Origin of the sequence: Paraglaciecola aquimarina (genome assembly GCF_032464635.1) — a bacterium.
Taxonomy (GTDB): Bacteria; Pseudomonadota; Gammaproteobacteria; order Enterobacterales; family Alteromonadaceae; genus Paraglaciecola; species Paraglaciecola aquimarina.
Genome location: NZ_JAWDIO010000002.1, coordinates 4,482,385 through 4,500,424 on the forward strand (window position 1 = coordinate 4,482,385; position 18,040 = coordinate 4,500,424).

Below are 18,040 nucleotides of genomic sequence, written 5' to 3' on the forward strand. Positions count from 1 at the left end.
GACTCAGGTAATCGCTATTTTTTGAGTGATCACTAACGAACGCTGGCGAGGACACATATAGGCTTTTACTTCACCATCAAAATTGGCATCAATGGCACTGGCGATCACCCTTAGGCTACCTAAAATTGAATTATCTAACTGAAATGTATGCTTTATAATAAAGTCTTGTTCTAACTCCCAAATCACTCGCATACCTTCTGATTCTGCATAGTCAGTTATCACCGAGCGCAAGGTACTACCGGATTTAAACGAGCGATACTTGTGCTCCCCTTCCCATCGAGCAGACATTGGCTGTTGTATACTTTCCATTTTTATCAAGCGGTCAGTTAGCGGCTCTTCGGGCGCTTTTACCGCGACCACAAAGTCGCCATAATCTTCTTCTTTGGGACTACGGGAAGTGAGTTTATAGTCAGCATAAAAATCTCGCATGCTGTTTTCAATACTCTTAGGTTCGGCGTCTCCATCTTGCATATTGGCCTCGCGGCTAGATTGCAAATACAGCACTATGCCGCCAACCACTAAAATCACTATGGCAAGCATTACATGTTTAAGCCAAAACAAAGAATCAGAGGCTCTGCTTCTATTTTCCATAAATTAACCTAACTATCACAGTAACAGCCATTAATCATAAAGCGACGCATCATCTACCGATGGTCTCGTTTTGAATCTTTTGTGCATCCATAAGTATTGCTCAGGAGCTAACGCAATCAGCTCTTCAACTTTTTTATTTATACGACCTACATCATAGTTATCGTCACCAGACGGGAAATTCTCCAATCCAGGAAGCACTTTAATTTTATAACCGGTTTGGGTTCGAATTGACGCCAGAAATACCGTTTCACAATTTGCTTGCTTGGCAAATATCAACGATCCTGTCGTAGTCGCTGTTTTATCCACAGCAAAAAACGGCGTGAACTCACATTTGTTGCGACCATAATCTTGATCCGGTAAATACATACATAAGTCGCCGTCATCTAAGGCACCTATCAACCCTTTTACATTGCGTTTGTGGATCATGTATTTATTCGCACGACTACGGCCATAATACTGCATATATTCCATTAACGGATTATTATGCTTACGGTAAAAGACCACAGAAGGCTGTTTGAGACCCAGAACCCGACAAGAAAATTCCAAATTCATATTGTGTATAGCATAGCCTAGAACGCCTTTTCCCTTAGCCATAATCGCTTCAATATGCTCGAAGCCTTCATATTCTACTTTTCGTTGTACACGCCAGTTTGGCCACCACCAGCCCATGCCCGTTTCAAGAATAGCGATACCTGCATTTTCGATATTAGCTGCAAGAATGGCCTGCAATTGTTGCTCGGAATAATCGGGAAAGCATAATTCTAAATTTCGCTTAGCCACTAAGCAGCGTTTTTTAGCGGCTTTTTTCAATAACTTGCCTAACAACTTACCAATAGACAGCTGCCAGCGATGAGGTAGCCAAGAAATACTAAACAAAATTGCAAGACCAAACCAAGTTAACCAATATTTAGGTAATAAAAACGCCAGTTCAAATTTAGGCGCTTCGACCTTTTTTCGTTGCAAAACAAACCCTCACTCAATAATTTGAGACATTATACCCAATCCATTGAAAAATGCCCCTTATGTTAAGGGCTGGTATTAATAAACGGCGAAGGTATAATTCTGCCAACTTTGTCCCAAATAACTGTTATTACAACACGTCGGCCCATACATGTAGCCAACAAACCTGTACTTTCAACAATGAATAAGACAACTAATATTGGAGAACGGCTCGGCTGCAAAACTTGCCTGTTCAAAGTCAGTTAATCTTCACAACGTCTGTTAACGAGAACACCATATGGCCCAGCTTTACTTTTACTACTCTGCGATGAACGCGGGAAAATCTACTTCACTATTACAATCAGCCTATAACTATGCAGAGCGTGGTATGCGAGCGGCTATCTTTACTGCTGCGTTAGACGATAGATACGGTCAAGGTAAAGTCGCTTCTCGGATTGGACTGAAAGCCGATGCAGAACTGTTCACCCCGCAAAGCGATTTATTAGCCACAATAACAACAATGAATGAACAACAACCACTTGATTGTTTGTTTTTTGACGAAGCGCAATTTTTGACCAAAAAACAAGTACAAGATCTTGTATGTGTAGTGGATGACTTGGATATCCCCGTACTAGCCTATGGCTTACGTACCGATTTTCTAGCCGAGACCTTTGAGGGAAGCCGTTATTTATTGGCATGGGCCGATAAATTGATAGAACTCAAAACTGTCTGTCATTGTGGTAGAAAAGCAACATTTGTAGTCAGACTAGATGAAAATGGCGTAGCCGCTAAAGAAGGTGAGCAGGTTGAGGTGGGGGGCAATGATAGATACGAATCTATGTGCCGCAAACACTTTAAAGAGTTAGTTTGGTAAAAAAACAAACAGCCCTTAGGCTGTTTGTGGGTGTTTCTTTTACGTTCTGTAACCGGAATATTACTGCGTAATATACTCTAGAACATTCGTCGCATTATTTTGCTCAAAAAACTCAGTTAAGCTAACACCGCCACAAGAAATATTATTTCCTTCAAGTGCTATGTCTAGCACTTTTTGTCGAGAAGAAGCAATGTTACCTACTTGTCGACTTAACGCTCGTTTAAATTGCCCCAAGTCATTGTTGATCGCTGATTTACAGAAGCTTGCAAATTCACTATCTCCAACAAATTTATACTTGCTAGAAGCCTGTTGAACTTCTGGCGTTGATTGAGAATCAGTAGACGTTAAATAGTTAGCCACATCAACAGAGCCTTTCATTTCTGAAAACTCTACCAAGCCTTTACCAGAACATTGGAAGTTATTTTCTTCAGCGATAACTCTCAACATTTGCTTATTAGAAAAGCCAAATTCAGAGGCATGCTGTCTAACACTTTGCTTCAACATTTGAGTATTATTGGTAGCAGCCGCTTCACACAAAGAAGCATATTTTGTTTCACCAACAAACTTCATCCCAGCATTAGCAGTAAGTGACATAGAAGCAGTAAAAACCACAACAGCAGATAATAATATAGTTTTCATAACAACACCTTCATAGATTAAAATAAAATAAAATAAATTTGGTAGAGCGTATTTTCTCAACTCGATGAAGTAAGTGTAATTAAATTACAGAATTATGTTGTTTTTTTTCTGTTGCAATAAATTAACCAATTGTAAAGCAATTAATTTACCACCTCACAAAAACCTTACCCATTGATTTTTATCGATTTATTTATTTTCAACATTCCCAAAAGAAATAAACATAGACCATAAAGATATAAAAATTCTGTAATTTAATTACAGAAACAATTACAAATAGTGATTTTTGGTTAGGAAATAAATGAATAGACGATTATTTTGGGTTATCTACACGACCAATTCCTTGCAAAATTCAGGTAGATGACTCAAAGATGAGCATACAAATTTATGAAGAGTATTGATCACCCATAAAAAAAGCCCCGCAGGGCTTTTTAGTATAATGATTTAGTTCAATCAAAATATTACAAACGTAGCGCTTTTTCACCCCTAGCTAATCCACAAACACCAGATCTTGAGACTTCAATAATCTCAGTACTTTGGCTAATTGCATGCGCAAAACCATCTAGTTTATCACTGGTACCTGTAACTTGGATCGTATAGTTAGCCGTGTCTACATCTACAATCTGAGCTCTGAATATATCAACGTTACGTTTCACCTCTGCACGCACTGAGTCTGAGCGAGTCGCAACTTTAATTAGCATAAGTTCACGTTCAACATGCATGCCATCAGACAAATCAATCACTTTGAGCACATCAATCAACTTATTCACTTGCTTAGTAATTTGTTCAATTACTTTATCGTCAGCTTCAGTAACAATAGTTAAGCGTGAAAGGCTTTTATCATCGGTGGGTGCCACACTTAATGAGTCAACGTTATAACCGCGTTGTGAGAAAACACCAACTAAACGTGATAACGCGCCCGGTTCGTTTTCCATTAATACAGATAATATTCTTCTCATTAGGTACGCTCCGTCTTACTTAATCGCATATCATCCATCGCACCGTATTTTATTTGCATTGGATATACATGTTCATTTTGATCTACGCGAATATCCATAAACACCAGACGATCTTTCTCTGCAAAACAGCGAGCCATTGCGTCATCTAATTCTTCTGGTTTGTCTACTCGGATCCCAATATGTCCGTATGCTTCAGCTAATTTTACGAAATCAGGCAAAGAATCCATATAAGAATGAGAATGACGACCTTTATAAATCATGTCTTGCCATTGACGTACCATACCTAAAGCACGGTTGTTAATAGAGATAATTTTTACTGGTATGTTGTATTGTAAACATGTCGCTAATTCTTGGATATTCATCTGAATACTGCCATCACCTGTAACACAAGCAACAACGGCCTCTGGATGCGCCATTTGTACACCCATGGCAGCAGGAAAACCAAAGCCCATGGTGCCAGCACCACCTGAATTGATCCAACGTCTAGGTTTCGAAAATGGATAATATAAAGCAGCAAACATTTGATGCTGACCTACATCAGAGGTAATAAACGCATCGCCATTAGTATGCTTATACAAAGACTGAACCACTTGTTGCGGCTTAATTTGTTTATCATCTAATTTGTAATCCAAGCACTTTTTGTCACGCCATTGAGCGATTTGCTGCCACCAATCAGACAAGCTTTCTTTTTGTGCTGCAGTATCGAAACCTTCCAGTTTTTCAAAGAATTGCTCTAATACGGTATCGATTGAACCAACAACTGGAATATGTGCCGCTACTGTTTTAGAGATAGAAGTTGGATCAATATCAACATGCACGATCGTGGCATTTGGACAGAACTTAGCGACATTATTTGTTACCCGGTCATCGAAGCGAGCACCTAAGGCGATAATACAATCGGCATTGTGCATTGTTTTGTTCGCTTCGAATGTGCCATGCATACCTAACATGCCAACAAATTGTTCATGAGTACCTGATACTGCACCCAATCCCATCAAAGTAGAAGTGACAGGACAAGCTAGTAACTCAGCAAATTGTGTAACTTTTTCGCTCGACTCACTGGCGATGACTCCGCCACCAATATAAAGGACAGGTTGCTTCGCCGCCTTGATGGTTTCAATCGCTTTTCTAATTTGCTTATTATGGCCTTTTAGCGTTGGGTTATAAGAACGCATTTGCACCGTATCTGGAAAAACATAAGGGTGACTTTCCAGTGGGTTAACAATATCTTTAGGTAAATCAATTACCACCGGACCAGGTCGTCCCGAATTAGCAATGTGATACGCCTTAGCAATTGCCATTGGAATATCTTCAGCTCGTTTCACTAAAAAGCTGTGTTTCACGATAGGACGTGAACACCCAATCATATCTGTTTCTTGGAAAGCGTCTTCGCCAATATGCATAGTAGGAACTTGCCCAGAAAGCACCACCATTGGAATCGAATCCATATAAGCGGTGGCAATGCCAGTTATAGTATTAGTCGCACTCAGGGCCTGAGGTGACCAATACTGTACCTGTTTTGCCTGTAGAACGAGCATACCCGTCTGCCATATGTGCAGCCGCTTGTTCGTGTCTTACCAATACATGTTCTACGTCGTCCTGAACATATAGCGCATCGTAAATATCAAGTACAGAACCACCTGGGTACCCGAAAACGTGTTTAACGCCAGCATCTTTTAGCGCTCGAACTACCATCGCAGCGCCTGACATCATTTCCATTAGTAACTCTCCAGAAATTAGTGATTTAAAATTAATGTCGGCACTATACGTGACCAGTTAGGAAGAATAAACACTTAACGCGCAATAAGTGAGATTTTTATCCAAATAAAGAACTAAATTAGGATAAACATCCCAATATTGTTATTTTTAAGTTAATATTTTAGGATATCTCACCACCCTACTTTTAAGACACAAAAAAGCCGCAAAAAATTGCGGCGACTGAAACTCACGCTAGAGTGAGGTATAAAACCAATAATAAGTTAGCAGATAATGTGTTTTATCCTTAAGAGATCGTCACAGTTATATTGTCTGCAGCGTTGCATGATTGCGTGTCATTTTTATCAATCGTTGTCTAACTCAATTTGAATATCATCTTCTGGCTCAACCGCATCATCATCTGTTACCACTCGACTAGATCCATAAATCCCCCCCAATTTAGGTCGATTAATCCGTTTTTGATATTTAACCCACGCTTTTTCGGCAACGGTCTCTGGCTCCTTTTTAGCAAACGCGGCCGCTAACAGCCCTTGCTCTTCATCCGTCTGGGGCTCTATCAGACCATCAACTAAAGCAGCAATAAGACAGCCTAACTCTGCTAAAGCTTTGCTTTCGGCAATTGAAAAATCTCCAGAACGGGAAAATCCATAGGGGTAATTTTTAGGGTCTGCAAATAGTCGAGCGACTAACGCGTCTCTGCTAGGTTTTGCCATCACTAATCTCACAAATATTAATTAACTAAATACACTGACTGAGCCTGCGTAAGAGTCAGGCTCTAAATTGATTTATAATTTAAAATGAAAATCTGTCAATATTATTTGCATGAATTTTTTGTGATTGGTTACGGCCTAACCTTTTTCGCGACCCATGCCCAAATCATTTGACAAATTACAGGCTCGACGCCAGTGGCATCTGTCACTTTGACTGCAACACAGGTTTCACCTTTATCGGTGGTTTGCATTAAGTGAATTTGCTCATCAGTTAAACTCGCTACCGCTGTCATATCGCCTGTGGAGCGTTTCACATAATCTAAATGCATGCTTTTAATTAAAGGTAATTTATCACCAAGGTAGGTTGATGCCGACAATAAAGCCAGTACTCGATTCGGCTAGCAATGCGGTGGCAGCCGCATGCACGCTGCCAATATGATTTTGTGCTTTACGGTAATTTTTTTGTCGATACGTCACTGTTTTACCGTCTGTATGCAACACTTCAATGCCTGTCGTGCCAGCCAATTTGACTTTGTAACGAAAGACTTTGGTGAGTAGCCACGAACTTAACCAAGCCGGCCTACGATTAGCGAAATGAACAAAATTGCGTAAGGGATTCACTTGTACTTTTGATTTTACTGTTGAGTCGGGGTGTGATCGCAACATACATACTCCTGGTTAGACCAGTTGAGTTTGCATGCTAAAAGGCCAAAAAGCAAATCTGTCCAATTTTAGTGGGCACTAGCTAAAATAAAAAATGAAGATATAACGAGTAGATTTAGGTTGAATCTGAGGCTATAAATTTGGAGCGGGAAACGAGATTCGAACTCGCGACCCCAACCTTGGCAAGGTTGTGCTCTACCACTGAGCTATTCCCGCATAAATTTATATTGATGCACTTTTTTGATTGCTTTGATAGCAACTAAAATTCACATCGCGTTTCAAACAGTGCATGTCTAAAACGGAGGCGCATTTTACAAAAACTATGGGGCTATGCAAGCAAAAAATGGATTTTTTTAATAATTTTTTTTACAAAGAGAGCTTTTGTTTAAACATTCAACACAGTTCGATTAAATTACAAACACATGTTCTCGAAAATATACTAGTTCGGCAATAGACTCGCGAATATCATCTAAGGCCAAATGCACACCTTTCTTTTCAAAGCCATCGAGTAATTCTGGTTTCCAACGGCGCACTAGTTCTTTGATACTACTGACATCAATATTTCGATAATGGAAATAGCCTTCTAATTCAGACATGTATTTCACTAAAAAGCGCCGATCTTGACCAATGGTATTACCGCACAAAGGGGACGCACCTTTAGGCACATATTGTTGTAAAAAGGCGATAGTCTGTTGTACTGCTTGCTGCTCAGTGACTGCACTGGCTTTACAACGAGCGGTTAAACCTGTTTTACCATGCACGTCGATGCACCATTGACTCATATTGTCTAAAACGTCATCAGATTGGTGTATCGCCAATACCGGTCCTTCAGCGATAATATTCAGGTCTTTGTCCGTAACAATAGTCGCTATCTCAAGCACTACATCGGTTTCAGGCTCTAGACCTGTCATTTCCATATCAATCCAAACCAGATTTTCGCTACTAACCGACATTGTGACTCCTAAGACTAACGATAAAAAGAATTGCCAATACTATTTGGTATAAAACTCAGCAAACGTTACCATGATACTAGAAAATGCAACAAGCTCTACAGGTAAACGTGGCCAAAAAACCAAAATTAACGAACCGCCAGAAACGTCAGGTTTCAGAAAACCGCTCTAAACGTCTGTCGAATCGTCAAAAAACATCGGATTTAGCAGATGATCAATTCGCCGAACAACAAAGCGGCAGAGTGATAGGTCGGTTTGGAAAACATGCAGATGTTGAAGACCAATTCTCCACCATTCACCGATGTCACATGAGGCGCACCATCACCAGTGTAGTATGTGGTGATCGAGTATTGTTCCGTCCAGGTAAAGACCAAACTTTGACGATAAGTGGAATCATTGAAGCTGTAGAAGATCGAAAGTCCGTGCTAACTCGCCCTGATTTTTATGATGGCGTCAAACCGGTAGCCGCTAATATTGATCAAATCATTATTGTCAGTTCGGTTATACCCAGTTTGTCTTTGAATATTATCGACAGATATTTAGTGGCCTCAGAAGATGTAGAAATCACACCCGTTTTGCTGCTTAATAAAGTTGAATTGCTGGACGATACTCAACGAGCAGAAGTTGAAGAACAGCTTAATATCTATCGTGATATAGGCTATCAAATTGTCTACACCAGCTGCAAAACCCTTACGGGTGTCGATCAATTAGCAGCTTGTTTAAAAGACAAGGTAAGCGTGTTTGTTGGCCAATCAGGCGTTGGTAAATCAAGCTTAATTAATGCATTATTGCCCGAAGCAGACGAAATCATCGGCGACATTTCCGACAACTCAGGCTTAGGTCAGCACACCACCACCACCGCCAAGTTATTGCATTTCCCAGCTGGCGGCGATTTAATCGACTCACCAGGAGTGCGAGAATTTGCTTTATGGCACCTACCCGTAGAACGGCTTACAAATGGCTTTAAAGAATTTAGAGAGTATTTAGGAAGCTGCAAGTTTAGAGACTGCAAACATGGTGATGATCCTAGCTGTCGACTAAAAGAAGCCGTTCAGCAAGGAAAGATAAGCGAAAAAAGATACCAAAGTTACCACAAAATATTGGCAAATATGGACGAGTTACGCCCGGCCCATATAAAAGGCGGCTGAGCATTCAGCCGTTAACACCCAGTAAAGACCTAGCGATAATTTATCCAAAAATATACGACTAGCATATAGCTAGTTGAACTTAGCTTAAATCACATATGTACTTTTATTGAGGTACAATTCTGCACGGTAAATATAGTAATCAGGAATTTTATCTTGTTGGATTCTCTTAAAATTGCATTGCAATACATTATGCCTAAACATCTAATCTCTAGATTGGTAGGCTGCTTAGCGGCGGCAGAAGCGGGCGCAGTCACTACAGCGTTAATCAAACTTTTTATTAAACAATATAAAGTGGATATGTCAGAAGCGCTCGAGCCCAACCCTGAAGCTTACAAATCATTCAATGAATTTTTCACCCGAGAGTTGCATCCCGATGCAAGAACTATTTGTGCCGAGCAAGACAAACTTGCTTTACCGGTAGATGGCGCAGTCAGTCAATTGGGAGACATAAAGCATGATGCTATTTTCCAAGCCAAAGGTCATGACTACAGCTTAACGTCATTGTTAGGTGGAAAACCTGAAATTGCACAGCCCTATTTAAATGGCAAGTTCGCGACTATTTATTTATCTCCTAAAGATTATCACCGCATTCATATGCCAATCGACGGACAATTAACCGACATGATTTACGTGCCCGGAGAATTGTTTTCGGTTAGCCCACTAACAGCCGAACGAGTACCTGGTTTATTTGCCAGAAACGAACGTGTTGTCGCCATTTTTGATACCCCAGTTGGCAAATTCGCCATGGTATTGGTGGGCGCAACAATTGTTGCCAGCATTGAAACAACTTGGGCTGGAACCGTTTCCCCACCGGCTGGTAAAAATGTACAACACTGGACTTACCCAACGGAGGGAGACAATTCAGTGTTCATCAAAAAAGGCGAAGAAATGGGTCGCTTCAAGCTTGGCTCTACCATTGTTGCTTGTTTTGAATCTTCTAGTATTGAATTTGCAGACTTAAGTGCTGGAGACGTCACGCGCCTTGGCGACGTTTTTGCTTCGATATCGAAATAACCTGTGGATCCTGTTAAAAAGAGCCTGATCTCGCTTCACTTTACTGTCGTAATGCTGGGGGCTACGGGGCTTTTCTCTAAGATCATTCCTTTGTCTGCCATAGATATTACCTTCGGCCGTTCGATTGTCGCTTGTTTAATGTTAGTCGCTATCGTCAAACTTACCGGTCGCCGATTATCGTTATATAGTGCCAAAGATTACATGGTTGCCTTAATATTAGGTCTATTAATGACTGCTCATTGGGTTACTTACTTTGCAGCGATGCAATACTCATCAGTGTCTGTGGGTATGATTGCCTTATTTACCTTTCCGGTGATAACTGTATTGTTAGAACCCTTTTTTGAACGTATACGCCTAGTTTGGCAAGATATCATCAGTGCTTTAGTAGTGTTGTCTGGTATAGGCTTAATCATTCCAGAAGCTTCTCTAAGTAACGACATCACGTTGGGAATAGGTTTAGGGATAGTATCTGCGATTTTGTATGCATTGCGCAACCTGATCCATAGAAAACACTTTTCTCATTATTCTGGGGCTCATGCTATGGCTTATCAAACCTTAGTCATATTTGTATGTTTGAGCTTTTTTTCCTCGGACCAGCTATTTAGCGCAGATCAACACACCTACATTTGGCTATTTGTTTTAGGAACATTACTCACAGCGGTACCTCACGCCCTCATTGCTGCGAGCTTACGACATTTACGAGCCAAAACATTCTCTCTTGTTGCCTGTATGCAGCCTCTTTGGGGAACCATCATGGCCATTATGATTTTACAAGAACAACCTACCTTACGAAACATTTGTTGGTGGATTAATGATTATTTCTGCTGCAATATACGAAACTTACAACGCTCAAAAACTTCACGGTAAATAAACCAAGAGAGTCTGACATGTTAGTTTTTGCTCATAGGGGTGCCAGTGCGGACGCCCCAGAAAACACACTTGCGGCCATTGAAGAAGCCCTCAAACAACAAGCTGATGGCATTGAAGTAGACATCCAACAAGTTGACCAAGAGTTTATTGTTTTCCATGATCGAGAGATGTCTAGGCGCACCAATGGCACGGGCCTACTAAAGGATTATAGCCTATCTGAACTACAAGCTTTAGACGCAGGACAAGGCCAAAACATCCCTACCCTGTGGCAACTACTTGAGGCGATTAACGGACGCTGTTTAGTCAATCTAGAACTGAAACGCATAACCGACGTAGCGTTACTGCACGACATCATCGATCAAGCGATTCAATCCCTCAATTTTACCGCTGAGCAATTTATTATATCGTCTTTCGACCACCATCTTTTATTGGCAACTCAACAATTGGCTCCTCATATAAAAATAGCCGCACTGACGGCCAGTAAACCAGTCGAATACGCCGCCTTTGCTCAATCACTTAACGCCTACTCGGTGAATGTAGACATGACTTGCCTAGATCAACACTTTGTTCAAGATGCCAAGCGAAGAGGCCTAAAAATAATGGTCTATACGGTGGATGAACCAAAAGAGCTACTCCAGCTAAAAGAGTGGCAGGTCGATGGAGTATTCAGCAACTCGCCACAGCGTAGCTTACAAATACTACGTACATAGCCCCCATTCGGCACTATGGTTCCCTGCTAACAGCATGCAGGGATGACGGGGGTTGGAGTATTTGGATCCCTGCTAACAGCATACAGGGATGACGGGGGTTTTTAACTGTTATTCCTGTCGTCTCCACCTTTGTCATTCCGGTATGCTTTTTAGCCGAAACCAGCTTTGCTCCAACCTCGTCATTCCGGTGTGCTTTTTAGCCGGAATCGGTTTGCTTTTTACTGTTGTCGTTACTTTCAACTATTCGGCATTATGGATCCCTGCTAACTGCATGCAGGGATGACGGTTTTTTAACTGTCATTCCCGTAGTCATCATCTTTGTCATTCCGGTGTGTTTTTTAGCCGAAACCAGCTTTGCTCCAATCTCGTCATTCCGGTGTGCTTTTTAGTCGAAACCAGCTTTGCTCCAATCTCGTCATTCCGGTGTGCTTTTTAGCCGGAATCGGTTTTGCTTTTTGCTGTTGTCGTTACTTTCAACTATTCGACATTTTGGATCCCTGCTAACAGCATGCAGGGATGACGGGGTTGGGGTATTTGGATCCCTGCTAACAACATGCAGGGATGACGTATGAGCCGGAATCCGTTTCGCTCCAATCTCGTCATTCCGGTATGCTTTTTAGCCGGAATCGGTTTGCTTTTTACTGTTGTCGTTACTTTCAACTATTCGACATTTTGGATACCTGCTAACAACATGCAGGGATGACGGTTTTTTAACTGTCATTCCCGTAGTCATCATCTTTGTCATTCCGGTGTGCTTTTTAGCCGGAATCGGTTTGCTTTTTGCTGTTGTCGTTACTTTCAACTATTCGGCATTATGGATCCCTGCTAACAGCATGCAGGGATGACGGGGGCTATCGTCCAATTTTTGCATCAGACAGAGCCTTAAAGCGAACAATTTTGAATTCACCTCGCGTACCGTCTTTTCCATTATTCAAAACCGGAGAGCGATGTAGCTCATTTATGGTTGCGTAAATGTAATTATCTGGGCCGACCGCTAGTCCATCAGGCCATGACAAATCTTCACGCTGAATAAGTGTATTATAGCGACCATCCTGCTTTGTAAAACCAATTGCATTCTTTGTAATGGAAGTAATGTATACATTGCCAGATTGGTCAATTGTTATACCGTCAGAAATTGGTTTATCACCATAGCGTTGAACATTTTTTTCTAACTCTTGCTCTGTTAAAGTTACGTCTAATAGTGCTTTCGTCTCAATTCTGTATAGGCTCGTACCAGACATCGCGCCAAAATACAGATACTCGAAGTTACTATCGATTGTGATTGGGTTAATACCCATACGAACTGGTTGGCCATTTAGATAAACGGTTTGATCATCAATGATCATATTAATGTTTTCGGCTTTAGTCGATTTCGATTCTTTCAATACACGACGAACAACGCCTGATTCTAAGTCAACCACAATAATTGAACTAGTACCCGTATCGGCAATGTATATTGCATTGTTCTTGCTATCTACTGCCAAGTCATTTAGAAAGCTTGAGTTTGTAATCATCGGTTTAGCTAAGTAAATAATCTTATGCAACTGCTCAGTATTGGTGTTCCATGCCACTAGTCGACCAGCATTCTCAGGCCCAGATGTGTCTAGCAACCATAGAATACCATTGGAGTCGACATTTAGCCCAAGAACACCATAAAGACCACTTAAGGTTTACCGCTTTGAGGTGCATACGCCCATTCTTTATTTGGGTATGGTTTCGTCACGCCATTAGGTAGTAACTCAACTAATCGCAAAGATTTATTGTAAAACTCATGAATACTTAGAAAAATCCTGCCATCTGAGCCAATGGCAATGTTATCAGGAGGAGTATCAGCATTAAGTTTGGCAACCACTTCTAGTTGACCCATTTGATCTGCAGCTGCGACACTGAAATTCAATGCACTAATCGCAATTATGGCAGTTGATACTAATAATTTGAATGAATGAGTCATTTTGAAGAGCCCTCTTAGTTATTTGCAAATTTTCTTAAGAGATTCAACAACATCTCTTGGCTCTGCTCGTTGAGTGTAATCGGCATTTACATCCGCAAATACAATTTTGCCAGCTTGATCGATAACATAGGTCGCCGCCAGTGGTAACTCGAAAACGCCCTTGCCGTTGTGAGCTTCTAGCTCAATATTAAAACTACTGTAAATAGGTTTAAGTGAATCAGCTAAGGTGAAAACTAAGCCTAAGGTTTTAGAAAACTTCGAGTTAGGATCAGATAAGACAGAGAAGGTTAACGCATTCTTTTCAGCCGTTGTGAGCGACGCGTCAGGTAACTCTGGAGTAATGGCTAATAGACTAGCGCCCTGTGCTTTTATTTCATCAAGAACGCTTTGATATGCACGCAACTCTAGGTTGCAATATGGACACCATCCACCACGATAAAACGTCAGAACCACAGGCCCATGGGATAGCTTTTCTGAGAGACTGACTTCATTACCTAGTTGGTCTGTAAGAGCGAATCTAGGAAAAACGTCACCCACTTTAGGAGCGTATTTCTCAAGCTCTCTTGCTTTTAGGATCTCAGTTTCAGCGAGCATAACAGAGAGTTTATCAGTAGGAATGTTTCTAGCCGATGCTTCTCGCACTTCGGTCAATTGCTCTTTAAGATTCATGTCATTTCCTTTAAGGTTAAATAATATTTTGAATGAACGTTCAAAATATTATTTAACTCGCAGGCTGTTGTCAATATTAATTTGAATAGTCATTCAAAATGTTATTAAATGACTTCTGTAATCAATAGAGTAATGAGCATAATGGCAACTAAAAAATTTGATGCAGATGTAGTACTTGAGCAGGCGATCAACACATTTTGGCAGTACGGTTACCACGGAACTTCTATGCAGCAATTGCTGCAAGCCACTGGACTGCGCCCGGGTAGCTTGTACCGAGAGTTCGAAAGCAAAGAAGGGCTATATTTGCTTGCTCTTAGTCGCTACGCTGCGACCACTATTGATAATGTAAATAACAGGATAAAACACAGCTCAAGCGTACTTGAAGGTATCAAATCGATACTAGCGAATTTATTTGAAGAAGCAAAAGCGAAAGACTATTGCGGCTGCTTTTTGGTTAAAACTCAATTAGAGTTGTCTGCCCATAACGCGTCAATTCTAACCAATGTATCCGAAGAGTTTGCTAAAATTGAAGCGAACTACTGTGCGAATCTAACAACAGTATTTACCATTGAACAAAGTTTACATTATGCAAAGCAGCTCATGCTGGTAATTTTGGAATTCGTGTTTACTGCTATCAAAAAGATCAACCCGAAGAAATAGATGAATTTATCTTATCCATGTTACCTTGGCTAAAAGAAGCCAATTAAGACACCCATAAAAAGCCAATTAAGACACCCATAAAAATCTTGGATCCCTGCTAACAGTATGCTGGGATGACAGGGTTTTTAACTGTCATTCCCGTAGTCTTCATCTTTGTCATTCCGGTAGTCTCCACCTCTGTCATTCCGGTGTGCTTTTTAGCCGGGATCGGTTTTGCTTTTTGCTGTTGTCGTTACTTTCAACTATTCGACATTTTGGATCCCTGCTAACAGCATGCAGGGATGACAAGGGTTGGGGAATTTGGATCCCTGCTAACAGGGGTGCCTGTCAGTTAATTTGTGGATTTTTAGTAGCACTTAGCATGAATAAATAGCAAGTATTTCATGCAGTTTGACTATTGCCTAGATGGGTATCTTAAATTTTAGTGAGTAGCTAAGTACTATATTTTACGATAAATGACGAGGTCTAACAGGCTAAAATATGCTTAACTAGCACAACCTGAGCCTGAATCAGAGTCTGATTCACAACTATGACAGCTTTTACATAACTTCAAATTAGTCACATGAGCGGCGATAATGAGAAACGCACCAACCGCAATAGTAAAAGGTTCGTATTGCTCGCCTAATATATCCTTGTTCCAATAAATCAAGCCGCCTAACGCTAAACTATATAGAGGGTATATCTGTCTGTGATAACGATAAAAGCCAGAAAATAAAGCCCAAAAACCAACAATCATTGACGTTGACAGAATAATTCTCTCAAACCAATCTTGAGCAAAAAAACTCGCGCCGATAAGAGGCACCAAAGGAATAAGAATTGGCAACACCAAACAATGCAGGGCACACAAACTAGAGGCCCAAATGCCTAGTTTATCAAAAAGTGATTTATCTTCTATTGCGCGCATGAACGTTACCTTAAAAATTAGGAGCGTTATAATATAACATTTCAAGGGTTAATCAAGAAAATTATTTAATTTTTGTGCTTGTGAAAGCGCAAAACTACATTTTACCTCGCCATATTAGGCGCCTTTGCCAACCTGCAGTCTGCTTTTTTGGACAATCCTCAGTTTTGCGGCTGAGAATAATGCCTCGGCAATAGTGAAAACCATTGCAACATGCCTTAGGCATTCCTTTAGGAGAAGTTTGCTTAAGGGTAATATATCAATACTGGCTTTTAGTGAAGATGCTAGGCAATAACACACGCTAAGTTGACTAATTGCCATCAAAATTATCTGCTCTTTTACCGACCAGATTTAAACAACTTAATAGCACTCGTCACAATTAGTAAGACGACACTGCCAGCAATCACCCCTATTACTCCTTCCAATAAAATAGGAGCCACTGCAGACACAACCGAGATAGCTTCAAACTGTTTAAGTAAAGGTTCGATTGCATGATGAATAAGGGGAATACTATGAACAATAATCCCGCCACCGACTAAGAACATAGCTGCAGTACCGACTATTGCTAGCGTTTTCATTAATACAGGCGCAATAATCAATAACCCTCGGCCTACTGAACGCTGTAGCTGACTAAATGATCCGGTGATGGATTTTTTCAATAGGTACAAGCCTGCATCATCCAATTTCACTATGCCCGCCACTAAGCCATACACTCCAACGGTAATAGCAATCGCCATCAACGACACAACGGTGACTTGAGTCATAAAAGGTTCGGCCTGCACCGTGCCAAGTACGATTACCACAATTTCAGCTGACAAAATAAAATCAGTCCGGATCGCTCCTTTTATTTTTGCTTTTTCCAGCTCAACTAAATTGACTGTTGGATCAGCAATCGCCGCTAGTTTTTCTGCGTGCTCAGCATCGCGCTGTTGTTTAGAATGCAAAAACTTATGCGCTAATTTTTCCACTCCTTCGAAACATAAGTACAGTCCTCCTAGCACTAACAGCACTGTAATTAACCAAGGTAAAAATGCGCTGATCAACAAAGCTGATGGGACAAGGAGCAACTTATTTAAGAAAGAGCCTTTTGCCACAGCCCACACAACAGGCAGCTCCCGTTCGGCTTTAACTCCAGATACCTGCTCAGCATTGAGGGCTAAGTCATCACCTAATACACCAGCGGTTTTCTTTGCCGCAACCTTAGACAAAACGGCAACGTCATCCAATATGGTGGCGATATCATCAATAAGCGCGAGTAAATTTGCTGCTGCCATTTTATATTCCTAAAGTGCAGGCTCACTTGCCTGTGAATTTTGAACAGAAGCGAGCTCTGACGAAGTAGAGAGAACATCACTTATTTTAACTAATGACACACCTTCGGCTGCTAGTTTGCCCAAATTAGCCGCTAAATACTCGAGTGTTTCAACATGAGGGTGGGCAATTCCCACCGCGTGTCCATGTTTTTTGCTAACGCTAATAGCCGATGGAACTGGAGATCAATTTCAGCCACTTTCACTATATGATCAATAAACACATTTCGTTTAGTATTTACCACACCGAGCTTGGTCGCTATACGTTCAGCCTTACTAAAGCGAGTCGTTCTACTGTCAACAAAATATAAACCTCGTTTGTGCAAATACTCCATGGTCACAGACATTGGTAACGACAATTGCGTCAGTCGGCTGCCCATATGGTTATTCATTCCTACGGCATTGGGAACGGTCGCTAAAGCCTGCTTGAGCGTTTGGATTATTTCACTGGGTTGCATGGTTGAGAGTAAAACGCCCTTCTCTTGTTTTACTCTGGCCAAAGATTCCATTGGCATGTGCAAAATAACTTCTCTGTGCTGTAACGCGGCGCGTTCTGAAAAAGGAGATCGATAAGGGCTTATTCGGCAAAATCGCAAAGGTTACTTCTGCTGGCAATGAAAAAGCTTGAGCATCCCGTTTATTATTGCCCATATCATCAATAATTAATGAAACCTGAGCAGCGTTAATTGGACTACAAAAAAGAATGACTACAGTTAAGAAAATTAAACGCATTTTGGTAATTATTATTTTTGATAACAAACAATTAGCT

The 18,040-nt window shown here is 40.9% G+C and carries 17 protein-coding genes, 1 tRNA gene and 4 pseudogenes; 6 read left to right on the plus strand and 16 right to left on the minus strand.

Annotated elements, in window-relative coordinates:
• Positions 1-3: 3 nt before the first annotated feature.
• Positions 4-591, minus strand: a complete 588-nt coding sequence (locus tag RS130_RS22235; protein ID WP_316027741.1) for a TcpQ domain-containing protein — start codon at positions 589-591, stop codon at positions 4-6.
• A gap of 30 nt (positions 592-621) precedes the next feature.
• The gene (gene lpxL / locus RS130_RS22240) at positions 622-1,554 is read right to left on the minus strand and encodes an LpxL/LpxP family Kdo(2)-lipid IV(A) lauroyl/palmitoleoyl acyltransferase (RefSeq protein WP_316027742.1); all 933 of its coding nucleotides are present in this window, start codon (positions 1,552-1,554) and stop codon (positions 622-624) included.
• Positions 1,555-1,828: 274 nt separating this feature from the next.
• Between lpxL and RS130_RS22245 the strand changes: the two genes are divergently transcribed.
• A complete protein-coding gene (locus RS130_RS22245; protein WP_316027743.1) occupies positions 1,829-2,404 on the plus strand; it encodes a thymidine kinase in 576 nt (191 codons plus the stop codon).
• A 60-nt stretch (positions 2,405-2,464) separates the two neighbouring features.
• Here RS130_RS22245 and RS130_RS22250 read toward each other — a convergent pair whose 3' ends face one another.
• The 7 genes and pseudogenes from RS130_RS22250 to orn all read right to left on the minus strand — a co-directional run bounded on the left by RS130_RS22250 (position 2,465) and on the right by orn (position 8,041).
• Positions 2,465-3,043 carry a hypothetical protein gene (locus tag RS130_RS22250; protein ID WP_316027744.1) on the minus strand — a complete coding sequence of 193 codons (579 nt, stop codon included), beginning with the start codon at positions 3,041-3,043 and terminating at the stop codon, positions 2,465-2,467.
• 458 nt (positions 3,044-3,501) lie between these two features.
• Positions 3,502-3,999: an acetolactate synthase small subunit gene (gene ilvN / locus RS130_RS22255; RefSeq protein ID WP_316027745.1), complete on the minus strand. Its 498-nt coding sequence runs from the start codon at positions 3,997-3,999 to the stop codon at positions 3,502-3,504.
• Positions 3,999-5,718: pseudogene (locus RS130_RS22260) on the minus strand (acetolactate synthase 3 large subunit). The gene ilvN and the pseudogene RS130_RS22260 overlap by 1 nt, the downstream one beginning before the upstream one ends.
• Before the next feature lie 341 nt (positions 5,719-6,059).
• Complete coding sequence (locus RS130_RS22265) at positions 6,060-6,428, minus strand: MaoP family protein (RefSeq protein ID WP_316027746.1); 369 nt, start codon at positions 6,426-6,428, stop codon at positions 6,060-6,062.
• 128 nt (positions 6,429-6,556) lie between these two features.
• Positions 6,557-7,091, minus strand: a pseudogene (locus RS130_RS22270) (DUF4442 domain-containing protein).
• A 138-nt stretch (positions 7,092-7,229) separates the two neighbouring features.
• A tRNA-Gly gene (locus tag RS130_RS22275) sits at positions 7,230-7,304 on the minus strand.
• A 191-nt stretch (positions 7,305-7,495) separates the two neighbouring features.
• Positions 7,496-8,041: an oligoribonuclease gene (gene orn / locus RS130_RS22280; RefSeq protein ID WP_316027747.1), complete on the minus strand. Its 546-nt coding sequence runs from the start codon at positions 8,039-8,041 to the stop codon at positions 7,496-7,498.
• A 107-nt stretch (positions 8,042-8,148) separates the two neighbouring features.
• On the opposite strand from orn, the gene rsgA reads away from it, so the two are divergent.
• The 4 genes and pseudogenes from rsgA to RS130_RS22300 all read left to right on the plus strand — a co-directional run bounded on the left by rsgA (position 8,149) and on the right by RS130_RS22300 (position 11,780).
• Positions 8,149-9,186, plus strand: a complete 1,038-nt coding sequence (gene rsgA, locus RS130_RS22285; protein WP_316028123.1) for a small ribosomal subunit biogenesis GTPase RsgA — start codon at positions 8,149-8,151, stop codon at positions 9,184-9,186.
• Positions 9,187-9,339: 153 nt separating this feature from the next.
• Positions 9,340-10,200, plus strand: a complete 861-nt coding sequence (asd, locus tag RS130_RS22290) for an archaetidylserine decarboxylase (protein ID WP_316027748.1) — start codon at positions 9,340-9,342, stop codon at positions 10,198-10,200.
• Between the two features lie 3 nt (positions 10,201-10,203).
• Positions 10,204-11,071, plus strand: a pseudogene (locus RS130_RS22295) (DMT family transporter).
• 16 nt (positions 11,072-11,087) lie between these two features.
• Positions 11,088-11,780: a glycerophosphodiester phosphodiesterase gene (locus tag RS130_RS22300; protein WP_316027749.1), complete on the plus strand. Its 693-nt coding sequence runs from the start codon at positions 11,088-11,090 to the stop codon at positions 11,778-11,780.
• Positions 11,781-12,631: 851 nt separating this feature from the next.
• Here RS130_RS22300 and RS130_RS22305 read toward each other — a convergent pair.
• Genes RS130_RS22305 through RS130_RS22310 form a run of 3 tightly spaced genes read right to left on the minus strand, consistent with a single transcriptional unit; the run spans position 12,632 to position 14,400 of the window.
• On the minus strand, positions 12,632-13,390 hold the full coding sequence (locus tag RS130_RS22305; protein WP_428982828.1) for an L-dopachrome tautomerase-related protein: 759 nt from the start codon (positions 13,388-13,390) through the stop codon (positions 12,632-12,634).
• Between the two features lie 53 nt (positions 13,391-13,443).
• Entirely contained in the window at positions 13,444-13,731 is a 288-nt protein-coding gene (locus RS130_RS24015; protein ID WP_428982829.1) for a hypothetical protein, read from the minus strand.
• Between the two features lie 18 nt (positions 13,732-13,749).
• Positions 13,750-14,400, minus strand: a complete 651-nt coding sequence (locus tag RS130_RS22310) for a peroxiredoxin-like family protein (protein WP_316027750.1) — start codon at positions 14,398-14,400, stop codon at positions 13,750-13,752.
• Between the two features lie 141 nt (positions 14,401-14,541).
• Between RS130_RS22310 and RS130_RS22315 the strand changes: the two genes are divergently transcribed.
• Positions 14,542-15,060 carry a TetR/AcrR family transcriptional regulator gene (locus tag RS130_RS22315; protein WP_316027751.1) on the plus strand — a complete coding sequence of 173 codons (519 nt, stop codon included), beginning with the start codon at positions 14,542-14,544 and terminating at the stop codon, positions 15,058-15,060.
• A 484-nt stretch (positions 15,061-15,544) separates the two neighbouring features.
• On the opposite strand, the gene RS130_RS22320 is transcribed toward RS130_RS22315, so the two are convergent.
• From RS130_RS22320 to RS130_RS22340, 4 genes and pseudogenes are all read right to left on the minus strand, one after another.
• The gene (locus tag RS130_RS22320) at positions 15,545-15,964 is read right to left on the minus strand and encodes a MerC domain-containing protein (protein WP_316027752.1); all 420 of its coding nucleotides are present in this window, start codon (positions 15,962-15,964) and stop codon (positions 15,545-15,547) included.
• A gap of 335 nt (positions 15,965-16,299) precedes the next feature.
• Entirely contained in the window at positions 16,300-17,235 is a 936-nt protein-coding gene (locus tag RS130_RS22325; RefSeq protein WP_316027753.1) for a DUF808 domain-containing protein, read from the minus strand.
• 9 nt (positions 17,236-17,244) lie between these two features.
• Positions 17,245-17,786, minus strand: a pseudogene (locus RS130_RS22335) (divergent polysaccharide deacetylase family protein).
• On the minus strand, positions 17,716-18,030 hold the full coding sequence (locus RS130_RS22340; RefSeq protein WP_316028145.1) for a divergent polysaccharide deacetylase family protein: 315 nt from the start codon (positions 18,028-18,030) through the stop codon (positions 17,716-17,718). Before RS130_RS22340 ends, RS130_RS22335 begins: the two are co-directional and overlap by 71 nt.
• Positions 18,031-18,040: the final 10 nt, after the last annotated feature.